The organism is Vibrio kagoshimensis, assembly GCF_050337535.1.
GTDB lineage: Bacteria > Pseudomonadota > Gammaproteobacteria > Enterobacterales > Vibrionaceae > Vibrio > Vibrio gallaecicus.
The window spans coordinates 38,237-60,301 of the sequence record NZ_JAKJSZ010000022.1; the positions used below are offsets into that span (position 1 = coordinate 38,237).

Annotated in this window: 21 protein-coding genes and 1 riboswitch; of the genes, 10 read left to right on the top strand and 11 right to left on the bottom strand. The window is 41.4% G+C overall.

Translation table 11 applies throughout. The features are described 5' to 3' along the window. Window positions 1–25: 25 nt before the first annotated feature. The 5 genes from thiQ to mpl form a co-directional block, all read right to left on the bottom strand. Window positions 26–730 carry a thiamine ABC transporter ATP-binding protein gene (thiQ, locus tag L4C37_RS18715; RefSeq protein ID WP_137375177.1) on the bottom strand — a complete coding sequence of 235 codons (705 nt, stop codon included), beginning with the start codon at window positions 728–730 and terminating at the stop codon, window positions 26–28. After that, entirely contained in the window at window positions 730–2,343 is a 1,614-nt protein-coding gene (thiP, locus tag L4C37_RS18720) for a thiamine/thiamine pyrophosphate ABC transporter permease ThiP (protein WP_429769413.1), read from the bottom strand. Before thiP ends, thiQ begins: the two co-directional genes overlap by 1 nt. Window positions 2,344–2,387: 44 nt before the next feature. Continuing rightward, window positions 2,388–3,398 (bottom strand): thiamine ABC transporter substrate binding subunit, encoded by a 1,011-nt coding sequence (gene thiB, locus L4C37_RS18725; RefSeq protein WP_137375175.1) that lies wholly within the window; start codon window positions 3,396–3,398, stop codon window positions 2,388–2,390. Between the two features lie 51 nt (window positions 3,399–3,449). Further along, window positions 3,450–3,569: riboswitch (TPP riboswitch) on the bottom strand. A 43-nt stretch (window positions 3,570–3,612) separates the two neighbouring features. Continuing rightward, on the bottom strand, window positions 3,613–4,236 hold the full coding sequence (locus L4C37_RS18730; RefSeq protein WP_429769414.1) for a flavin prenyltransferase UbiX: 624 nt from the start codon (window positions 4,234–4,236) through the stop codon (window positions 3,613–3,615). A gap of 39 nt (window positions 4,237–4,275) precedes the next feature. After that, window positions 4,276–5,688, bottom strand: a complete 1,413-nt coding sequence (gene mpl, locus L4C37_RS18735; RefSeq protein ID WP_429769415.1) for a UDP-N-acetylmuramate:L-alanyl-gamma-D-glutamyl-meso-diaminopimelate ligase — start codon at window positions 5,686–5,688, stop codon at window positions 4,276–4,278. A gap of 283 nt (window positions 5,689–5,971) precedes the next feature. Between mpl and fbp the strand changes: the two genes are divergently transcribed. Then, complete coding sequence (gene fbp / locus L4C37_RS18740; RefSeq protein ID WP_273297332.1) at window positions 5,972–6,982, top strand: class 1 fructose-bisphosphatase; 1,011 nt, start codon at window positions 5,972–5,974, stop codon at window positions 6,980–6,982. Window positions 6,983–7,157: 175 nt separating this feature from the next. Continuing rightward, on the top strand, window positions 7,158–7,685 hold the full coding sequence (gene ppa / locus L4C37_RS18745) for an inorganic diphosphatase (protein WP_137375171.1): 528 nt from the start codon (window positions 7,158–7,160) through the stop codon (window positions 7,683–7,685). Between the two features lie 54 nt (window positions 7,686–7,739). Here ppa and L4C37_RS18750 read toward each other — a convergent pair whose 3' ends face one another. The 4 genes from L4C37_RS18750 to tamA all read right to left on the bottom strand — a co-directional run bounded on the left by L4C37_RS18750 (window position 7,740) and on the right by tamA (window position 14,067). Then, entirely contained in the window at window positions 7,740–8,099 is a 360-nt protein-coding gene (locus tag L4C37_RS18750; protein ID WP_429769416.1) for a DUF2799 domain-containing protein, read from the bottom strand. A gap of 65 nt (window positions 8,100–8,164) precedes the next feature. Continuing rightward, window positions 8,165–8,515, bottom strand: a complete 351-nt coding sequence (locus L4C37_RS18755; RefSeq protein ID WP_429769417.1) for a gamma-glutamylcyclotransferase family protein — start codon at window positions 8,513–8,515, stop codon at window positions 8,165–8,167. Between the two features lie 54 nt (window positions 8,516–8,569). Further along, window positions 8,570–12,343: an autotransporter assembly complex protein TamB gene (gene tamB, locus L4C37_RS18760; protein WP_429769418.1), complete on the bottom strand. Its 3,774-nt coding sequence runs from the start codon at window positions 12,341–12,343 to the stop codon at window positions 8,570–8,572. After that, entirely contained in the window at window positions 12,340–14,067 is a 1,728-nt protein-coding gene (tamA, locus tag L4C37_RS18765; RefSeq protein WP_429769419.1) for an autotransporter assembly complex protein TamA, read from the bottom strand. The genes tamB and tamA overlap by 4 nt, the downstream gene beginning before the upstream one ends. Window positions 14,068–14,393: 326 nt before the next feature. Here tamA and msrA point away from each other — a divergent pair, with 326 nt between their 5' ends. Continuing rightward, window positions 14,394–15,029: a peptide-methionine (S)-S-oxide reductase MsrA gene (gene msrA / locus L4C37_RS18770; protein WP_429769420.1), complete on the top strand. Its 636-nt coding sequence runs from the start codon at window positions 14,394–14,396 to the stop codon at window positions 15,027–15,029. Between the two features lie 131 nt (window positions 15,030–15,160). Here the strand turns inward: msrA and L4C37_RS18775 are convergent, their stop codons facing one another. Next, complete coding sequence (locus L4C37_RS18775; RefSeq protein ID WP_137375166.1) at window positions 15,161–15,361, bottom strand: DUF1107 family protein; 201 nt, start codon at window positions 15,359–15,361, stop codon at window positions 15,161–15,163. A 245-nt stretch (window positions 15,362–15,606) separates the two neighbouring features. Between L4C37_RS18775 and L4C37_RS18780 the strand changes: the two genes are divergently transcribed. From L4C37_RS18780 to L4C37_RS18810, 7 genes are all read left to right on the top strand, one after another. Then, window positions 15,607–16,158, top strand: a complete 552-nt coding sequence (locus tag L4C37_RS18780) for a YtfJ family protein (RefSeq protein WP_137375165.1) — start codon at window positions 15,607–15,609, stop codon at window positions 16,156–16,158. A gap of 90 nt (window positions 16,159–16,248) precedes the next feature. Next, window positions 16,249–16,539 (top strand): DUF2607 family protein, encoded by a 291-nt coding sequence (locus tag L4C37_RS18785; protein ID WP_429769421.1) that lies wholly within the window; start codon window positions 16,249–16,251, stop codon window positions 16,537–16,539. A gap of 38 nt (window positions 16,540–16,577) precedes the next feature. Further along, a complete protein-coding gene (zrgA, locus tag L4C37_RS18790) occupies window positions 16,578–17,348 on the top strand; it encodes a zinc uptake protein ZrgA (protein ID WP_429769422.1) in 771 nt (256 codons plus the stop codon). A 105-nt stretch (window positions 17,349–17,453) separates the two neighbouring features. Beyond that, a complete protein-coding gene (locus L4C37_RS18795; protein ID WP_137375162.1) occupies window positions 17,454–18,161 on the top strand; it encodes an ABC transporter ATP-binding protein in 708 nt (235 codons plus the stop codon). Continuing rightward, complete coding sequence (locus L4C37_RS18800) at window positions 18,158–19,417, top strand: ABC transporter permease (protein WP_429769423.1); 1,260 nt, start codon at window positions 18,158–18,160, stop codon at window positions 19,415–19,417. Before L4C37_RS18795 ends, L4C37_RS18800 begins: the two co-directional genes overlap by 4 nt. A gap of 14 nt (window positions 19,418–19,431) precedes the next feature. Then, window positions 19,432–19,980, top strand: coding sequence for a DUF3299 domain-containing protein (locus L4C37_RS18805; protein WP_137375160.1), 549 nt, complete (start codon window positions 19,432–19,434; stop codon window positions 19,978–19,980). Window positions 19,981–20,339: 359 nt separating this feature from the next. Further along, the gene (locus tag L4C37_RS18810; RefSeq protein ID WP_429769424.1) at window positions 20,340–21,260 is read left to right on the top strand and encodes a TIGR03899 family protein; all 921 of its coding nucleotides are present in this window, start codon (window positions 20,340–20,342) and stop codon (window positions 21,258–21,260) included. A 173-nt stretch (window positions 21,261–21,433) separates the two neighbouring features. On the opposite strand, the gene cysC is transcribed toward L4C37_RS18810, so the two are convergent. After that, the gene (cysC, locus tag L4C37_RS18815; RefSeq protein ID WP_137375158.1) at window positions 21,434–22,054 is read right to left on the bottom strand and encodes an adenylyl-sulfate kinase; all 621 of its coding nucleotides are present in this window, start codon (window positions 22,052–22,054) and stop codon (window positions 21,434–21,436) included. Window positions 22,055–22,065: the final 11 nt, after the last annotated feature.

The following is a 22,065-nucleotide window of genomic DNA, read 5'->3' on the forward strand; positions in this document are numbered from 1 at the left end:
TGTATTGACTATCAAAGTTCAGTCGTCACTCACCCGCTTTAACAAATGAGCTCAATTCTTGCTGGGAATGATCAGCCGTCAGTACCTCTATCGAGTCTTCAACCAGCACCTTACCGAGTGCCACAAAAACAAACTTATTCGCGATACTGCGTGCATCACCTAAATGGTGAGTCACCATCAAGACCGTAATATTTCGCTCTGCCGCTAATCGCTTCACTAGGTTAAGCATTTCCTCACGAAGCAAAGGGTCAAGTGCTGAGAAAGGTTCATCAAGTAACCAGATATCATGAGGCTGAACAAAACAGCGGGCAAGCGCGACACGCTGACGCTGACCGCCAGATAAATGCTCCGGCAATCTATCTAAATATTCCGCCACTCCAACTTGTGCTGCAGCCTGCTCAACTTCGAGCTTTTGGGTTACTGTAAGCTTTAAACCCGGATGCAACCCTAAGCCAATATTTTCACGTACCGTGAGGTGGGCAAACAGGTTGTGTTCTTGAAACAGCATAGCCAATGGACGTTGATGCGCTTCCTTACCAATAAGCGATTGCCCTGCCACAGAGATCTCACCCGATGTAGGCTCGATAAACCCAGCAACCAGCGCCAATAGTGTGGACTTTCCGGCACCGCTCGGTCCCATCAACGCGACAATGTCGCCCTGCTCAGCTTGAAAGTCAAAGCGAAACAACTCTCGGTGATAGTGGTAGTCCACCTCTTTCATCACTAACATTATCGGTTCCTTAATTCTTTCGCGTTAGAATTTGAGTTTCGAGTAAATAAAAATTCAATCAGACTAAAACTGCCCACACTCAGTAGCAATAAACTCACAGAAACCACCGCAGCCGCCTCCATTTGATAACTGCCTAGCAATTGGAATAAATACAAAGGTAACGTTCTAAAATCATGACTGCCAAATAAAGCAATTGCGCTTAAGTCGCCTATAGCTAACATAAAACTAATCGCAAACGCTTGTGCCATCGGCTTTCGTAACGCTCGCCATTCCACTAACCTGAATCGAGTCAGTCCCGTCATACCCAAACTTGGACATAAGTATTGATATTGCTGAGCGAGGTGCAACATGGGTTGCGCAAGGGTTTTAATCACATAAGGCAATGCCATTAAACTGTTTACCGCAACCACAACGAAAAAGGCTAAGCTAAAAACATCGGTAAATGATCGAAGTAACAAGAATAAACCAGTACTGATCACTAGCCCTGGTGTCACCAAAATAATGGTGCCCACTAATTCAATTTTATCGGCTTTGAAGTTTTTGCCATGCAGACGCCAAGCTCGGCTAGTTATAAGGATCGCGATACCAATGATCATCGCAATAGTACTGGCAAGCACGGCCACTTTTAATGATGTTCCAAGAGCGTTCCAAAAAGGCGCACTGGTTAAGACATTAAAACCTTGCGCATTAATACCACTAATGATGACCATGACCAAAGGTGGTAGCACAAGCAGTGAAACAGCTATGATCCAAAAGCTATCCCACCCTTTTGACCAATAAGTATCTTTCACTAAATACTTATCATCAGACTGTTGGCTAGGAGTAACAGAGATCGGTTTAGAGAGGCGTTGAATACTGATCGCGAGGACACCGCACAATAGCATTTGCCAAATTGCCAATATCGCTCCCGCCTGTAAATCAAAATCAAACTTAATCGCTTGATAAATGGCGAGTTCAATAGTGGTCGATTTCGGACCGCCACCTAATGCCATAACAGTTGCAAAACTAGTAAAGCACAGCATAAACACTAAGCCGCATACATGAGGAAGCTGCTGGCGTAACCTAGGCCATTCTACCCATTTAAACTTATCCCAATGCGTCATTCCTAAATGAGCACACAGCTTGTGCTGTTCTGCAGGCACCGTCTCAATCGCTTGTAATAAAAGCCGGCTAGCGTAAGGCAAATTGAAAAAGACATGCGCAAGCAAAATGCCATTTAGACCGTAGATTGAAAATGGGAGTTTAATATCAAATTGAGCGAGCCCTTTAGCCAACCAACCACTGTTGCCATAAATAGCTAGAATCCCAAACACACCAACGAGAACAGGAAGAACTAAGGTAGAGGCAAAAAGCCGCAATAAAATACTTCGCCCAGGGAACTGACGGCGAGATAAAGCATGAGCAACAGGAATAGCMAAAAGCACACTTAATACCATCGAAAGTGTAGCTTGATAGAAACTGAACTTTGTTACATGCCAATAGTAAGGGTCTGACCATACTTGGCTTATATCAAGAGAAGGGGCATTGCTAAGCAATGCCCCTACTGATGAGATAACAAAAGTGGCAATGAGTAACGCAACCCATAAGCCAATCTTTGGAATCGAATTTAACATGTCGCTCCGTTAAAAATGTTTCACTTGAGAACCAAAAAGAACGATTAAAATGTTAAAGCACTTTGCCATTCACGGATCCAAGTCTTACGATTTTCTGCTACTTCATCTGAAGAAAAGCTCAGTGCATTACTTGGCACTGTCAACGCTTCAAAGCCTTCAGGTAATTTAACGCCAGTCACTGGGTACATCCAATTTCCGGTTGGCATGGCTGATTGGAAGCCATCGCTTAAAATGAACTGCATGAATTCGTCAGCAAGCTTTTCATTTTTGCTGCCTTTCACTTTTGCGGCAACTTCAACTTGGGTGTAATGACCTTCAGCAAAATTAGCAGCTGCGTATTTTGAGTCGCTTTCTGCAATAATGTGATAAGCAGGTGACGTCGTGTAAGAAAGCACTAAATCAGATTCACCCTCTAAAAACATAGAGTAAGCTTCAGACCAACCTTTCGTCACGGTTACTGTCTTTTTCGCTAGCTGTTTCCATGCTTGAGTCGTGTCGTCACCATACACAGACTTCATCCAAAGCATTAAACCTTGACCAGGTGTTGAGGTGCGAGGATCTTGATAAATCACTTTAAGGTCATCACGTTGCTCAACTAATTCTTTTAAGCTTTTTGGCGGGTTTTCTAGCTTTTCTTTATTGTAAACAAAAGCAAAGTAACCAAAGTCGAACGGTACAAACGTATTATCGCTCCAACCATTAGGCAGAGTAACAGCAGAAGTATCTACTTTATGCTCAGCCAATAAACCTGTTTTTTTCGCTTCAGCCATCAGGTTGTTATCTAAACCTAAAATGATGTCAGCCTTACTATTGCCACCTTCAAGACGCAGTCGATTTAAAATAGACACGCCATCTTCTAAAGCAACAAAGTTAACATCACAGCCACACTGCGCTTCAAATGCTTTTTCTACTGCTGGTCTAGGTCCCCAATCAGCAGCAAAAGAATCGTAGGTATACACCGTTAATGTACTGTTAGCCGCTAGTGTACTATCAGCAGCTAAAGCTGAAAATGAAGTCACTGTTGCTAAAGCAAGAGTAGTTAATGCAAATTTCACTGGACGCTCTCCATGGTCTTGAGCGGCACAGGTTTGAGGGAGGATAAATAGGTAGGATCCTAACTCAATTCCTACGCCAGCATTATCTGGTTCAGGTTTACGGGTCCCAAGGTTAAACTTGATCTCAGCTAACATTCATAAATCGAATGCTTCGCTCCCCGATGAGTGATTTGGATTGTAATTGGAATTGACTCAATAAGCTATAACGATCCCGTTACTTGCGTTGATCATATCCCCAACGTGGCACTAAACCTTGCTCAACACCAAGGTGATCCAAAATTCTCGCCACCATAAAATCCACCAGATCTTCAATGGTCTTAGGTTGATGATAAAAACCCGGAGCAGCGGGCATAATAGTCACACCCATAGTGGATAACTTATGCATGTTCTCTAAATGCAGCGTAGAAAATGGAGTTTCTCTTACCACCAGCAATAATTGCCCACGCTCTTTCATCACTACATCGGCTGCCCGTTCAATCAAATTATCTGACATTCCATGAGAGATAGACGCAACACTTCCTGCTGAACATGGGCACACTACCATTTGTTTCGGTGCAGCAGAGCCGGATGCAACAGGCGAAAACCAATCATCCTTGCCGTATACAATCAGCTTTTCAGGCTCGCAATTTAAGTGCTTAACCAGCACTGCTTTTGCTGCGTCTGGACCCGCTGGCAATTTAATATCATGTTCCGTTGCCATGACTACGCGAGCCGCAGAAGAAATGAGTAGATACACTTGATAATCAGCAGCAAGTAAACACTCTAATAAACGTAAGCCATAAGGGGCGCCAGAAGCGCCAGTAAAAGCTAATGTGATGGCTTTATTCTTTGTCGTCATGATCTCAATTACTTCTTATTAATAATTCTATGGTGAGTGTTAATTCTTGCTTGCAAGTGCATCCAGTAACTTTTGATGGATACCGCCAAAGCCACCATTACTCATCACAAGTATTTGGTCTTGTGGTTGTGCTTCAGCAACGATTCTTGATACGAAAGCATCCATATCATTACTCACATAAGCGGGTTGATGACATGCGTCAGCAATATCTTGAACTGACCAATCAATATTATCAGGCTGGAACAAGTACGTGGAATCAGCTTGCTTTAAAGAGTCAGCTAATGTCTCTTTATGAACACCTCGCTTCATCGTGGCAGAGCGAGGTTCCAGAACCGCGATAATTTTCTTATCACCCACCTTATTACGTAACCCACCTAAAGTAAGTTCAATTGCTGTAGGGTGATGAGCAAAATCGTCATACACCTTCACCTTCGCAACTTCGCCTTTTAATTCTAAACGACGCTTCGTATTAATAAACTTGGCAAGAGATTCACAGCCTAGGTCGGGAGTAACGCCCACATGACGAGCCGCTGCAATTGCCATCAATGCATTATTTACATTGTGGTCACCAACAAGGTCCCAATCTACCGTTCCGACTTTTTCATTTTGGAAGTAGACATTAAATTGAGAACCATCTTTAACTAACTTTTCAGCACGCCAATCATTCAGACTTTCTTCACTAGGCTGATTCACTAAAGTATCAGTTTCTTGATTCAATGAAGCTTCACTGCTGTATTCAGTTTCACTCCAACAACCACGTTCCAGTACATCTTCAATGGCAGCGTCTTGCCTTGGAGAGAAAATTCGACCATTGCTTGGAACAGTGCGTACCAAATGATGAAATTGACGCTTAATTGCCTCTAAATCATCAAAAATATCCGCATGATCAAACTCTAAGTTGTTCATGACTAAGGTTCTTGGATGGTAATGAACAAACTTAGAACGCTTATCGAAAAAAGCACTGTCATACTCATCAGCTTCGACCACGAAAAACATACTCTCACCTAAGCGGGCTGAGATGCCAAAGTTGCCAAGTACCCCTCCCACCAAAAAGCCTGGGGCATAACCACAGTCTTCTAAAATCCAAGCTAACATGCTCGATGTGGTCGTTTTACCGTGTGTCCCAGACACTGCTAGAACCCAACGATCATGCAGTAAGAACTCTTGTAGCCACTGGGGTCCAGACGTGTATTTTAGATTGTTGTTCAGTACATATTCGACACATGGGTTACCGCGGCTCATCGCATTTCCAATCACCACTAAATCTGGTCTTGGTTCTAACTGCTGAGGATCAAACCCTTCAATAATCTCAATGCCTTGGGATTCTAAAAGCGTGCTCATAGGTGGATAAACATTAGCATCGCTTCCTGTCACTTTATGACCCAATTGACGAGCTAAAACAGCGGCACCACCCATAAAAGTGCCACAAATCCCTAAGATGTGAATATGCATAAGTTACTTCCAAATACTTGTCGAAAAGTGCTAGTGAAATGAACAATTTCTCAATAAAACTATTTGCATTACTTATCACGAATCGGCTTGTAAAAGCGAGCAGCAATGCAAAACAAATTTAGTCGACATTGTAACTGAGATCTCTGTCGCTTAGTTCATTACCATTAAAAAGATCTACCCCGTAGAATTTAACTTAAGTGTCTAGGTGAATAAAGCCCACTAGAGGTCTGGTTCAGTAGCACTAAAATCCCCCACTATATTTAGAGAAGCTTAAGGAATTAACATGTCTGAGATGCGCACCCTTGGCGAGTTTATTGTTGCAAAACAAAATGACTTCCCTCACGCAAGCGGTGATCTTTCATCCCTTCTATCATCAATTCGTCTTGCTGCAAAAATCGTAAACCGTGAAATCAATAAAGCAGGTCTAGTTGATATTACTGGTGCAGTTGGTACAGATAATGTTCAAGGTGAAGAGCAGCAAAAGCTTGATCTATACGCTAACGACAAATTTAAAGCCGCTCTAGAAGCTCGCGATCAAGTTTGTGGTGTTGCGAGTGAAGAAGAAGACGAAGCTGTTGCTTTTAACAAGGAACTGAACAAAAACGCTAAGTACGTTGTACTTATGGATCCTTTGGATGGTTCATCAAACATTGATGTGAATGTTTCAGTTGGTACTATTTTCTCTATCTACCGCCGAGTATCCCCAATCGGTACACCTCCAACTCAAGAAGATTTCTTGCAGCCTGGTAACAAGCAAGTCGCTGCTGGTTATGTGGTTTATGGTTCATCAACCATGCTAGTTTATACTACAGGTAAAGGGGTAAATGGTTTCACTTACGACCCTTCACTAGGTACTTTCTGTCTATCTCATGAAAACATGCTGATTCCAGATGAAGGTCGAATCTACTCAATCAATGAAGGTAACTACATTCGTTTCCCTACGGGTGTTAAGAAATACATCAAATACTGCCAAGAAAGTGCGCCAAATGAAGGACGTCCATATACTTCACGTTATATTGGTTCATTAGTATCTGACTTTCACCGCAACCTTCTTAAAGGCGGTATCTACTTATACCCGAGTACTGAAAGCCACCCTCAAGGTAAGTTACGTCTACTTTACGAATGTAACCCAATGGCATTTATTATGGAGCAAGCGGGTGGTACTGCGTCTGACGGAGTAACCCGTATTATGGATTTAAAACCAACTGAATTGCACCAGCGTGTCCCATTCTTTGTTGGCTCACCAAGTATGGTAAAAAAGGTTGAAGAGTTCTTGGAATTAAACCAAGACTAACCTAACTTCCAAATTGAAACGCTTACTTCGGTAGGCGTTTTTTTTGCGAGGAAGTTAATAATGAGAAGGTATTTTAACCCCGCAAAGTTTACCGCTTCGCCGATTTACAGCTAAAGTTGAATGATAGTTGACCAACTTAATATGGTTGTTTTTATTTTAACGAAAGGAAATCGTAATGAGTCTAAACTTAGTTCCTGCGGGTCTATCCCTTCCTGATGATCTCTATGTTGTCATCGAAATTCCAGCTAATGCTGACCCTATCAAATATGAAGTTGATAAAGACTCAGGTGCAGTATTTGTTGATCGCTTCATGTCTGCTCCTATGTTTTATCCCTGTAATTACGGTTACGTGAATGACACTTTGTCTTTAGATGGGGACCCTGTAGATGTATTAGTCCCTACTCCCTACCCTCTTATTCCGGGTTCTGTCATTCGCTGTCGACCTGTTGGGGTATTAAAAATGACAGATGAGTCAGGAGAAGATGCGAAAGTATTTGCAGTTCCACACTCAAAGCTATCAAAAGAGTATGACCACATCCAGGATGTTGGGGATATCCCGGAATTATTAAAAGCTCAAATCACTCAGTTTTTTGAACGTTATAAAGAATTGGAAGTGGGTAAATGGGTAAAGGTTGATGGTTGGGCTGACATTGAAGCCGCTCGCGAAGAAATCCTAACGTCGCACAAAAGAGCGCAGCAATAAGAGCTTTGGGAGTAGTAAAAACACTAACCAATGAAGTTTACTACTCTCTTTTAATTATATTGAAGAACCAAACATTGAGTGTCGCCCTTCATTATAATCACTTTGAAACCAGAAATTGATTTTGTCACAGATACCTAAATATGGTTCACCCTTAACACCTAATATATGGGCATTTTGAGAGCAATACTGTTCGAGACCCAGCTCATAACCTTGTTCATACGCCGTGTATGCATCGCTATCCAAAGCTGACAAAGAACTCGCTCTTATTAGCTGTTTTTCACTTTGCTTCACTTTTCCACTCAGTGCGGTTTCTTCTCCAAAATCCTTCCAATCACTCAAACTAGATAAAGCTGGAAGTGACACTTGAGAGCAACCTACAAGCATCAAGGAGACCGCTAATAATAAAAATTTCATAATCCCTCCATTAAGTAATTATGACTGAATTCGAATACTTAAATCATACTGAGTATAGTTGCTATCTAGACCCTTTGGCACCAATCCCCAGATATGATTTCACTTCCGTTCTGTGAAGTACTTAACTGATAGATATATACCCAAGCAGGACCAAAATCAGTCTGAATGGTTTCTCGGCGATACTCAACTGGGATATCTTCTAGTACATCAAGTTGTTTTAAAACCTCGTCATCCACCATATAGACTTCTCCAGATACCCTCTTCTTTCCAGAAATAATGCCAGGGTATGTGCCAAGGTCATATAAAGCGAATTCAGGTAGAGTTTCAAAGCTCCCTAGTAATTCACTAGAAGAAAGATAATGCGCGTTCGATTGCCCTTTCCTCAAAGTGCCATATACAAAAACGAGATGTTGCATTGACTTCTCCTTCCTCTGAAAACCTATTTCCGTACAGCTTTAGATTCAGCTCAATTAATCAAATTCAAATTGGTAGAGCAGATCAACCGCGCTGTCTAAACCAGATACCGCTTCTACATAGAGGTCTTGCATCAAGCGATAGCGCACGGTGAACTCACCTAAGGAGTTAAATATACCTACGCCATATTTCACTTGAAGCCCAGGTAAAATATAACCACTCACTGTTACTTGAGAATCATCACCGGATCCAGCAGTGTCTAGCTGTAAGTCTTGTACACCAAAAGCTTCTCCAATCTCGCCGACTACTTTTCCGCTCTTAGCCAAGCTCAAGCCAATCAACGTCGTTGTCATGGAGCCGCCACCAGATTCACCATCTATGTCTTGTCCACGCAGTAAATAAGACAACGCATTTGCTTGAGCCATTACAGGATCCGAATAAATTTCGATCTGCGGTTCAGTTGCAGGACCGGTCACTCGAACACCAGCAGTAACATCATCCTGTGTATTGTCTGGATTTCGAATCGCGTTAATCGTGACATAAGGTTGATCGACGGGCCCATTCATCAAGATCTTACCTTCTTTAATGACCAAGTCTTGACCAAAGGACTGATATGTTCCATCTGCGATATTCACTTCGCCAGTAATAAACGGACCTTTATCTTTCTGTGCAACGTTCAACTTACCGATTAGCCCGCCTTCTAAACCAAAAGCAGCCAATTGGAAGTCATCACCTATTGAGATATTAATATTCGTTTCAACATCAAAAGGAATGCTGTTTGCGGAATCATCAGCTTCTAAATTTTCATTTAAGACCACTTGGTCTTTAGATACACCGACAGCACTTGGTGGCAATTCTTCTACCACAATCCTTCCCCAAGGTAGGCTTATATCACCTGTAATTTTGGCTAACTTAGGAGTGATATCTATGGTCATGTCTGGCACGACTTTAATTTTAACCATAGGCGGTAAGTTTACTTTAAGCTCTTCAGCAAAAATTCGTAGATTCGAGTTCCAATCCTTTAAATCTTGCCATTCACCAGAACCTTCTACTTCCAACTTCCCGTCAGGAGTAATAATGTCAGCATTTACACTGGCGTTGTAACCATCAAAATCCAGTTGAACTTTACCGCTATTGACATCAATAGGCGTGATATCACCTTTTACTTGAATACCATCAACAGAAAATTGACCAAAGACTTGAGGGTGCATAAGCGCCCCTTTTACCGCAATCTCTGACTGAAGTTCAGCTTGTAACAGGCTGTACTGCCCTAAAATTGGCTCTAAGAAATCTAGATTGAATGTGGTGAGCTTAAATTCAGCATCAACCGTCTTATCCTCAATAAGTACGTCGGGTAAAAACAGTTTTCCTGAAATATCACCATTATCTGTCACATCCAACATCCAGTCTGCGCTTAACTGGTTATCTTTCACTTCGGCATTCAATGCGATGGTTTCCCATCCAATAGTCACTGGCTCGCCTAAGTTTTGTATCGCTTTACCTTTAGGTAATATCACCTTAAGCAGAACTTCAGGTGCTGCACCTTCTGCCCATTTGGCATCTGCAGTAGCATTCACCATGCCTTCCACATTCGTGCCTTCAGGGATGTACTGCTTAATTTGGTCAAAGTTAAACTGATTAATAGCCAGCTTCGCTTCACCAGCCTTACCTACCGTCGCATCCTCAGTCAAACACACGCTTGAGCCCGCTTGAGTCCAACAATGGTTTTGAACCATCACTGACTCTTTATCCACATCAGCTTTAATTGATACAGATTTATCAAGCAACCATGAACCTTGCTCAGAGGTGACTTTCATTCTCTCAAGTGCACCATTCCAAATCATACTTGGCTTTTGTGTTAACTCACCAGAGATTGCCAAGCTGGTTGAGACAATATTGGATACCACATCTAACGTTAACTCATGAGACTTTTCACCACCTTTAACATTTAATTGCACGTTATCGATGGTATTCTCTTGATAAGCCATGCCTGTCGCCGAGAGGGTTAGATCGGCAGAAGGGTGAGGAAGCGGCGTTACTGAACCAGATAAGACAAGCTTCTCTAATGTCGCTTCATCGTTCCAGTTCACTTGTTCTAAATTAAGTGAAAGATCCGCTTCAGGTTCCATGAATTGACCTGTTAAGTGAATTTCACCTAACAGCTTCCCAGCTAACTCAGGAACACTTTTGGCCAATTCAGGAAAGTTAACTTCAACGTCCATATTCCATGTTTTATCTAATGTTCCTTTTGCGTGTAATGCGTTAGGTCCATGAGATAGAACCAAGCCTTGGGTGGTAATTTTTGGCTCACCCGTAGCTTTTTTATCAGAAGCATTAAGTTGACCTTCAATATTCAATGGATAGTCACGCAAAATACCGTCTATATCTAACATAGGCAGCTCTACCGCCCATCCACCAGCTTCAGTTAATTCACCAGATGTTTGCAGCTTTCCGCTGATGTTCCCTTCTGCATTCGGCCATTGTAAACCTGGCTGAATGTCTTTGAGAGCAATGTCCGCCGTCCAGTTAATTGGAGCTGCCCAATTCGCCATCACTTTACCGCGAACTTCTCCACCTAATGTGCCTAGCGTTAAACTTTCTAAATCTATTTGCTCTAAAGTTCCTTTACCTTTTAAATCGACAGCAAGATCGGGGATATCTTTTCCGGCAATATCGGTATCAAGAAGTAACGTGTACCCATCAAGAGAACCACTTGTTTTCAACTGTGCGATATCAACACTGATATCGCTTTTACCTTTCAAAGGCCACTGAGCGACACCATTATTCAAGGTTAAGTCGAAAGGTAATGTGGGTTCTAAAGGCTGGATATTGCCTGACAGTTCCGCCTGAATAACGTTAGAGAATCTAGAATCAAAGTGTAGTTTGGCAACGCTTCCGTTAGCTTGAATGTTCACGGTTTGCCCAGAGATATCCGTTTCTTTGACTAAAGCATCTAGCGATAACTCAATAGGGTAACCGCCCACTAGCTCAACACGAGTCGATAGGTTTGCGCTAGCTTGAGGCACATCGAGTTCGAGTGTGGTCACATCAACAACATTGCCACCAATTTTCGCTTCAACACCTAAATGATTCACGATAACAGGCGTTTCTTGATTTAAAGTAAAACGATTTAGGTCAAACCGCTGCAAAGCTATATTGATTGGGATCCATACTTCAGGCAAAACAATCGGTTGCGGTTCAGATTTCGCCGTTTGACTCTGTGTTTCACCTGCATTTTCTTTTGTATCCGCACTTTCCGAAGAAGCAAGCTCAACTGACAAGTCATTCAAAACTGTAGGCGCGATCGTCAAGCGATCCCCATTCATTTTAAAAGCAGTTGAAAACAATGCCCAATCCACTTGATTCCCTAAGATATTCAAATTGATATCAGACAGCGCAATGCGATTGACCATTATTGGTAAAGGTGTCGCAATAGATTTAGCAGGTGGGGTTTCAGGAGCTTGATCTTCAGTCGGTTCTGGTAAGTCAGATAAAGTGAAATCCAAACCTTGAATAGCAATTTCATCAACACACAGTGCCGGATCTAACAGACATCTTGGGTTGATTGCCAAAGTGACCGTTTCAAGTTTGGTATCGACATGAAGGCTTTCATCTTCGAAAGAAAGATTATGTAGAGTAAATCGAGGAAAAAGTGCGCCTGAGGTTTCAGTAACTCTTAATTGAGGAAGTGCTTTTTCGGCTCCCCATAAAACTAAATTCAACCCAGGGTTCGTAAATAAGATTGTCGCCAAGAAGACAACAACCGCTAACAACAGTGAAATGAGTGAAATTGAGCTCCATTTAGCCCACTTTGCCATCACTTTAATCATAACTCAGGTCCTAAAGTGAAATGCACTTGAAATTCGTTACCAGGCGTTGCATCGAGACCCCAAGCAAAATCTAAACTAATCGGTCCAACAGGTGAAGCCCAACGAACCCCAACCCCCGTACCTTTTTTCCATTCAGGAGTGTTGTTGAATGCATCACCTACATCAACAAACATGGCTCCCCACCAGTTACCATACACTCGGTATTGATACTCCAAAGTGCTGCTTGCGGTAAATTTAGCACCGGTTAAAGCCCCACTAGAATCTTTAGGAGAAATAGATTCGTACCCATAACCACGAATGCTGTTATCACCACCGGCAAAGAATCTTAAGGAAGGAGAAAGAGCATCAAAATCTTCCGCTACGTTCGCCCCACCTTCTAAACGAGCTAAACCTCGATGGTTCTCTCCAATGCCTCGGATCCAAGTCGTGCGCCCTTGAACTCTAAAGACTCGTGTTTCAGACAAAAGAGTATCGTCACCGATTTCCATGGTAATACTCTGTTTATCTCCCCACATAGGCATTGAACCACCGCGGCTTCGAGTTCGTGAAAAAGAGACACCAGGTAATAAGAACTGGCCAACGTCACTTTGTAAACCTTGCTCATAGTTTTCAATAAGATAACGGATAAAAACAGTTCTGTGCCAACCGCTTTCTAATCTCCAGTGTCTCTCGAGGGCTAAATTAGACTCCAAACTTTTGGTATCGCGATTATCTAAATTCTTCATCCCATATTGAATTTGATAATACTCATTGAGAACATCTTCAAGGGGGATTTTATAACTAGCAACCACGGTCTGCTCTGGCTTTGAAATAGAAAGGCTACTATTAAAACTATGCCCGTATTGGTTTAGCCAGGGCTTTTTCCATTTCAACGTTCCTTTCACACCAACATCAGTTGAAAAACCAATACCGGTTTCCAATTGGTTTTTTGATTGTGGTGAAAGTGACACTTTCATAGGTATCTCACGACCTTTACCTAGGTACTCAAGATCCGGCTCAACAAATACAGAAGAGAACCAATCAGTATTCGATAGGTTACTGTTATATTCGCCAACTTTTGACACAAGATAAGGCTCGTTGTCTTCAAATGGTCTTAACGATTCCACCCTATCTTCTTCAATTTGGCTGCCTATGACGTTCGTTTTACCAAAGTGATAGCGAATACCGCTGTCATAATGCAGACGCACATAAGCACGATTCAGATCCGGTACCACCTCAAGGCGACTAACTAGGTAGCTCCCATCGAAATAGCCTTTCGCTAAAGCCAAGTTTCGAATAGCCGATTTTAATGAATCATAATCGCTATGATTCAGCACACTACCCTGAGTTAACTTTGTTCTAGCTACAAGCGCTAAAAAATCAGGATCATTTTCGGCTTCACCGCTGATCACAATATCGGCAGTATGAATGAGCATCGGCTCACCAATATCAACCACAACTAAGAGTTCTGAACCGTCATCCGCTGAGGTGAAATCTACAACTGGGTGGTAGTAGCCCAAAGCATTCAATGCTTCATTAATTATCGACTCAATACGCGACTGAAAACGGAGTGATAAAGAGTATTCCTCTTCAGGAATTGCACTCAAATAAGCATCAACATTATCTTGGAGAGCACCATCTAGCCCCTCTATTTCCAAAGAAACATCGGCAAGCGCATTAGCAGAAGCGAATACTGAAGTTGCCAGTATGGCGCTAATCAGAACTGGTAAAGTTTTTCTTATCATGCTTAATTGGTGAGTAAGTTATAAATACGTTAAGAAGTAAGCGAAATAATACCGTTAAAAGACCACTTAGTCTGTAATAAATAAGGTCATATCTCGGTCTAATTTGAGGAGTGAATAAACTTTTAACGAATTAGTGAATTATATCGGAAAACCATTCTTCACTTATAACCTATCAGATTGCGAAATATTGACCAATCATGAACTTATAATCTCACCTTTTGCATGAAATCATATTGAAATGGTGCGACCAAAGGTTATAGATGAATAAATTTGTATTGGCTGATACATGCCAAAACAACGAATCAAAGAGTAGAAAAGGATAAATGATGATTAACAAACAAGACATGGTAACTGCCAATGATGCGCTTGCAGGAAATGAGCAAAAAATTGAAGTAACCGAGCCACATTTTGTCAATCAAACTGACTTAACTAAAGCACCAGAAGGCATTCAGCAGCAAGTGCTACTAGGCATGGGATGTTTTTGGGGAGCTGAACGACTTTTTTGGAACTTAGATGGCGTTGTTTCTACATCTGTTGGTTATGCCGGAGGTTTTACTAAACACCCAACTTACGAGCAAGTATGTACAGCTCAAACCGGTCATACTGAAGTTGTAAGAGTGATTTTTGATAGTCAAAGATTACCACTAAGCCAACTACTACAAACATTTTGGGAACGTCACGACCCTACTCAAGGCATGCAACAAGGCAATGACCGCGGTACTCAATATCGTTCAGCGATCTATACATTTAGCGAAGACCAGCAGAGCATTGCATTACAATCTAAAGATCAATATCAAGCAGCGCTTTCTCAGTCTCTTGGTAATGCCGTGACAACAGAAATCTTACCCGCCGGTCAGTATTTTTATGCTGAAACTTACCACCAGCAATATCTAGCTAAAAATCCAGGCGGCTACTGCGGTCTAGGTGGTACAGGGGTTTGCTTTCCACCGAGCTTAGCGTAACCAAGTAATTAGAAACGGTGACTTCATATCAGATATAAAAATGGCTTCCTCACTGGAAGCCATTTCTTCATACCGAACTTTAAAACCAGATTGCTGAGTATCCAGACAATTTAATGCCTATAGGTAAGAGCTTAAACAGGTAAGCCTGCAATCGTACCATTCACTTCTTTAAAAATAGTCAGCTTTTGTTTGTCTGAAATTTCAGGAAGCAGAACCTTGCCTTGATCGAATCGAAACTCACCGATACCTTCAATAGCAAACTGACCTTTAAACAAAACTTTAACGAAACGTGCCACTTGACGTGGACGGTATGTAGAAAATTCACGGAGCATATACAACCTCAATTCCATTTGGGGTAAAACAGTATTCACTTAGGTGTTCAAATTTACCTTATTTTCAGCTAATTCCTTTAGCGACACCAACATGATCGTGCACCAAGTCAGTATAGCGTACATTATACTCATAGGTAACATATCTGCAACACCTTTCTATAGCGCACGATAAGAAAGTTAACAAAGCAATTTTCTAATTTCATATTATACTTCCAAGGCAAACCAACTAGCGGAATAAAAATATAATGAAAAACAAAACTCTACTTACTCTACTACTATCAGCCTCTCCTCTATTCGCCAATGCTCATAACCTTTCTGTTGGCGGCTCAGTCCCAACAGTTGAGGTAAACAGCTACGGCGAAATAATCCTTAAAGAAGGCAATACGGATTACCAAACTTGGTCAACCAATGCTCTCTTAGGAAAAGTTCGAGTCATTCAAGCGATTGCTGGTCGAAGCAGCTCAAAAGAAATGAATGCGCCTTTAATGGCTGCAATTACCGCAGCTAAATTCTCTGAAAATGATTACCAAACGACGACAGTCATCAACCAAGATGATTCCATTTGGGGGACAGGATCGTTTGTGAAATCTTCTGCAGAAGACAGCAAAGAAGAATTTCCTTGGTCATCTATGATTTTGGATGAAGATGGGCAAGTAGCAAGTTCTTGGGCTCTACAAGAAGAAAGCTCTGCGATTATTGTCCAGGATAAACAAGGCAAAATATTATTTGTGAAAGAGGGATCATTGACTGAAACAGAAATTGCCAGCGTGATTTCGCTAATTAAAACCAGTCTATAACAACTTATTACCTTCTTTTTGAAGATCTATCTAAAGGATATTGTTATATTGTAACAATATCCTTTTTGCATCTATGGTACTCATCTCTACATGCAGCATAAACCTCTAGTGACATTACAGCGTGGGAGTTATTTAGCATTAGTACTCGTACTCATGCTGAATTTTTCTGCTATTGCTCATGCTATCGATGATACGCCTCATCACCATTTACACCATCAATGCGAACTCTTTTCTGCTATCCAATGTGGGCTAGCACATACACCCGTTACACTGCCTCAATTAAACCAAGAATTTGAAAATTATCAGCCACTTGCGATACAAAAGGTAAAGAGACTTTACTTCGCGTATTTGGCTCGTTCTCCACCAAGCATTATCCGTTAACTTATTACTTTAACTTTTAATTCTTTAGGAAAACTCAAATGAAACGTACTTTAATCTCATTATGTATCGGTCTTGCTGCTTCTCACTCGGTTTTAGCAGAAGAACACTTTCGCTCACACGATGCACATGTTCACGGACATGTGGAAGTTAATATTGCACAAGATAACAATGAGTTATTAATCGAAGTCACGGCTCCTGGTTCTGATGTTGTTGGTTTTGAACACGCACCAAAAACACCAGAGCAAATAAAAGCACTTGAACATGCAACTGCAATGCTTAACCAACCAGAAAGCCTATTCGCTTTTAACAATGCGCAATGTGAGCTTAAATTTAAATCCGTTTCAAACTCATTAGAGCAAGAAGAGCATCATGATCACGAAGGTCATGATCACCACGATGACAAACATGACCATGACGCTCATGAAGGTCACGAACACCATGATGATAAACATGACCACGATACTCATGAAGGTCACGACCACCACGATGATAAACATGACCATGACGCTCATGAAGGTCACGAACACCACGATGACAAGCATGACCATGACGATCATGAAGGTCACGACCACCACGATGACAAACATGACCACGACGATCGTGAAGGTCACGACCATTCAGAAGGCGGTCACGGTGAATTCACTGTGGAATACCACTATGACTGCTCTGCTATCAACAAACTGGATTCGATCAGTACTCAATGGTTCTCAACGTTCACTAACACTGAATCAATGACTGTTAACTTGCTGACAGATACAAAACAAGTTCAACAGAAACTGACACCAAAACAAGTTAGCTTTCGCTTTTAATCTGGCTATATAGTCTACATTGAAACCGTACAATACTAGCCAAGTAAGTAACCACTTACTTGGCTAGTTATATTGTATTTATTACACCGTTATTTAGGAGCGACTATGTCAGATACAAGCTCACCACTTGTCGTTGAACTCCATGATGTACAATTTCGTTGGAAAGCGGACTTACCTGCCACTCTTGAAATCTCATCATTACAGATCAAGCACCAAGAACACTTGTTCATCAAAGGACCAAGTGGCTGTGGCAAATCAACCCTGCTCGGGTTATTAACCGGTATAAACCAAGCTCAACAAGGGCAAGTGACGATTCTCGGGGAAGACCTCACTCAATTATCCCCACGTCAGTGTGATATGTTTCGCGCAGATAACATCGGTTACATTTTCCAACAGTTCAACCTATTGCCATATCTATCAGTAATAGATAACGTCACTTTGCCTTGCCAGTTTTCGAAAGTGCGCAAGCAACAAGTGACAGGTGACCTAAAAAAAACAGCACGAGAACTACTCGATAGATTGCACCTGCCAAAAGGGCTCATGGATAAGCCTGTTATCGAGTTAAGTATCGGTCAACAACAAAGAGTTGCCGCAGCTCGAGCTTTGATTGGTCAGCCCAAAATTATTATTGCTGATGAACCAACCTCCGCATTGGATCACGACAATCGAGAGCTCTTTATAGAGTTACTCATGGAACAAGCAAACCAAGCAGGATCAACGCTTATTTTTGTTAGTCACGACCCGACGTTAGAAAAGCTTTTCAAGCGTAGTATTGATTTAACGACGGTTAATGAAGCGAAGGTAACACTATGACAGTAATTAATCACTTAGCGTTTAAAAGCGTACTTAACCGTAAAGCGACGGCTATTCTTACAATCTTAACGGTCGCCGTTTCAGTTATTTTACTCTTAGGTGTTGAGCGTGTTAGAACTCAAGCAAAAAGCAGTTTTGCTAATACGATTTCAGGTACTGACCTCATCGTAGGTGGCCGTTCTGGGCAAGTTAACCTTTTGCTGTATTCAGTATTCCGCATAGGTAATGCGACTAATAATATTGACTGGAAAAGCTATGAAGAGTTTAGCCAGCATAAATCAGTGAAATGGGCAGTACCTATCTCACTTGGTGACTCTCATAAAGGCTTCCGAGTTATGGGCACCAATCAGAGCTATTTTGAACACTACCGGTATGGAAGTAAGCAATTACTAACCTTGCAACAAGGTTCTGAGTTCAATAGCCTTTTTGAAACAGTACTAGGGGCTGATGTCGCTAAACAATTAGGCTACAAAATTGGCGATAAAATCACACTTGCTCATGGGCTTAGTGATGTTGCTTTCAGCCGTCATGATGACCTTCCCTTTACTGTTGTTGGCATTATTGCTCCTACAGGCACTCCTGTAGATAAAACCGTTCATGTTTCATTAGAAGCAATAGAAGCAATCCATGTTGGTTGGGAATCAGGGGCAAACTTAGGTTACAAGCCTGATGTAGAAAAACTCAAAGCACATAAATTTGAGCCACAGCAAATTACAGCAATGATGCTGGGCTTAAATTCCAAAATTCAAACCTTTGCTTTGCAAAGAGAAATCAACACATATCGCCAAGAACCACTGAGTGCCATTATGCCTGGTATTGCCCTTTATGAGTTATGGGGAATGATGGCAGTTGCAGAGCAAGCCCTATTAGTTGTTTCCGGCTTTGTTGTCGTAGCTGGGTTACTTGGAATGTTGAGCAGCTTATTAACTAGCTTACAAGAGCGTCGTAGGGAAATGGCTATCTTAAGAGCTATGGGAGCAAGGCCAAGGCACGTGTTCAGCCTATTGATAAGTGAAGCAAGCGCGCTCACATTCCTAGGTATCATGCTTGGTGTCGCGACTTTATTTGCCTTAATAACAATGACAGCACCAATAATTCAGCAGCATTATGGTATCAACATATCTATATCTGCGATTACATCACATGAATGGCAATTACTTATGCTTGTGCAACTTGCTGGCATTATTATTGGTTTCATTCCAGCATTTCGTGCCTATCGCCAGTCGCTGGCAGATGGTATGACAATTAGAATTTAGTACAGGATTTAACAATGAAGCATAAATTATTGCTACTTATAGGGTTAGTCTTCATCCCTTTTTATAGCGTAGCAAACTCAGGAAGCACATCTGACAGCCAGACGACACAAGAAAGTGATAGCACCATAAGTAATGATGCTTTACTTAATCTTGATTGGATCGACCTGATCCCAGATTCTGAACAATCATTTTTAGACCCATTTGGAATGCCTACGGTTGATCACTCACAAGAAAAACCACAACAATCAAAGCTAGGGGCAATTAGACCAGAGCTAAACGGCAGTAAAGTTAAAATTCCTGGGTTTGTGATTCCATTAGAAGGTGATGCTGACATGATCACTGAATTCTTACTGGTTCCATATTTCGGAGCATGCATCCATGTACCGCCACCACCACCGAATCAAATTATTTACGTGAAATTCCCTAAAGGCGCTCCAATACAGGAGTTATGGGATGTGATTTATGTTGTGGGAACACTGAAAACAGAAAGTATCAGCCATGATTTAGCTGAGACAGGATATTTGATCGACGGGATCGAAATTGAAGCTTACGATGACATGTAATTGTTCATAAAATGCTTTATTCATTTTATCGTTATATAGTAAGTTAAATATACGAAACCATACACATAACAAAATGGTAACTAGCTAGCTTATCTATTTTAAACAATATAGTTAGATAGATAAGCTAGTAAAGCCACATAACTGACCAGGATTAAACCTAATGTGAGCTGCTTCTTCAGCTTATTGTCATTCACTTGACTCATGTTCCCTCCATAATTAACACAACAAATTTAACATTTTATTATCATCACCTGAAGCTAAATTTTGTAATGTCTCTTCCTTGTGACATCAACATCTAGCAACTACGAGAATAAAGAGTTACATTTTAATCAGTTATAGTTTCCCTTTACGGTATTCTTATGTCTGAAAACAAACAACCCGTTGTCATTGAGCACGACAATACAGCTCAAAACGCTTCTCATCATGAAAAAAAGGCCTATATAAAAGACAGTGCAAGCCGAGTGCTTAGCATTGCTCAAAGTTTTGGGCTAGATGCTCTGTTCAAGGATTCAGGCAATTCTGCAAAGTCAGAGAGTACCAATAAGTCTTTAATTGAAAGAGCACTCTTAAGGGAAAAGAAACGTAAAGAACAACGACAAAAGAATTTAGAACAAATTCTTAAGCTCGCGCATTCATCATGCAAAGATGAAACCGCAGGCGATCCTGACCAAGATTGGCTTTACCGCTTCTTCGATATGGCACAAGACATCCATAACACATCAATGCAAAGACTCTGGGCTCAAGTTCTCAAGCGAGAAGTCACCAACCCCGGCTCAACGTCCATGAAAGCATTACAAGCTCTGCAAGACATGACTCCACGAGAAGCTCAGAACCTTCAAAGAGCCGCATCTTTAGCGTGCAGTTTTGGTAGTGATAGTAGCCGAAAATTATTACTTGGCTTTAAAGCTCATGGTGGGATTTTTAGTTTCGGTAAACGCGATACAACCAATACGATCAATCTTGGTGGGCATCAATTGCCATACTCAAGCTTACTGCACTTGATTGAATTAGGGTTAATTCTGGGGACGGAGCTGGAATCGGGTGAGATTGATTTTGATCCGGCTTTAAACCTTGTTTATCAAGGTAAAAATATGAGTTTACAGCCTATATCAAAGGGCGTAAAACTGATTTATTACCGCTTCAGCCCTACAGGAAATGAGCTATGTAAATTACTCGGTAATAAACCAAACATTCAATATTATGATCAGCTCATTGCTTTATTAAGTCAGAAGTTCACTGTACAAACTGAAGCGAAAAGCAGTGTTCATCACACCGTTTAAACTGACGAAACGAATTGCTGAGATATTAAGAAGCCAACCGTCGAACTAGGCAAGCACGAAATAAATCAATAAATTGACCAAGTGAGTTAACTTACCTTTTATTAACTAACTTGGTCTTTTATTTTACTTAGCCTCTTATTTACTCACTTGATAAAGACTCATTTCTCGTTTTTTTACGAAGCTAAGACGCCGCGCTCTTTAAGGCTTGCCACACACTGATCGACCAACTCATCTAAGGACTTATCTCCTGCAAGTAAGTCGATCTCAGGGTTCTCAGGGGCTTCATAAACAGAGCTAATACCTGTAAAATTTGGTATTTCTCCTGCTCTTGCCTTTTTATACAGCCCTTTAGGGTCTCGCTGCTCGCAGATCTCTAAAGGAGTATTCACGAATACTTCTAGAAACTCACCCTCAGGCAATAAATCACGGACTAGTTTTCGCTCAGCTTGATGAGGGGAAATAAACGCAGATAGAACAATTAGCCCAGCATCTGCCATCAATTTAGCAAGCTCACCAATACGGCGGATATTTTCACGTCGATCTTGTTCTGAAAAACCTAAATCACTGCATAAACCATGGCGAACATTATCACCATCAAGCAAGTAAGTATGGTAACCAAGTTGAGCTAAACGGGTTTCAAGAGCCCCAGCAACAGTAGATTTCCCTGAACCAGATAATCCAGTAAACCAAAGTACAGCTGGTTTCTGTGACTTTATATTTGCTCTAAATTCTTTATCAACCGAGTGTTGGTGCCAAACAATATTCTCATCTTTTGGCTTAAGAGAAGTCGTCATGGTTAGTCCTT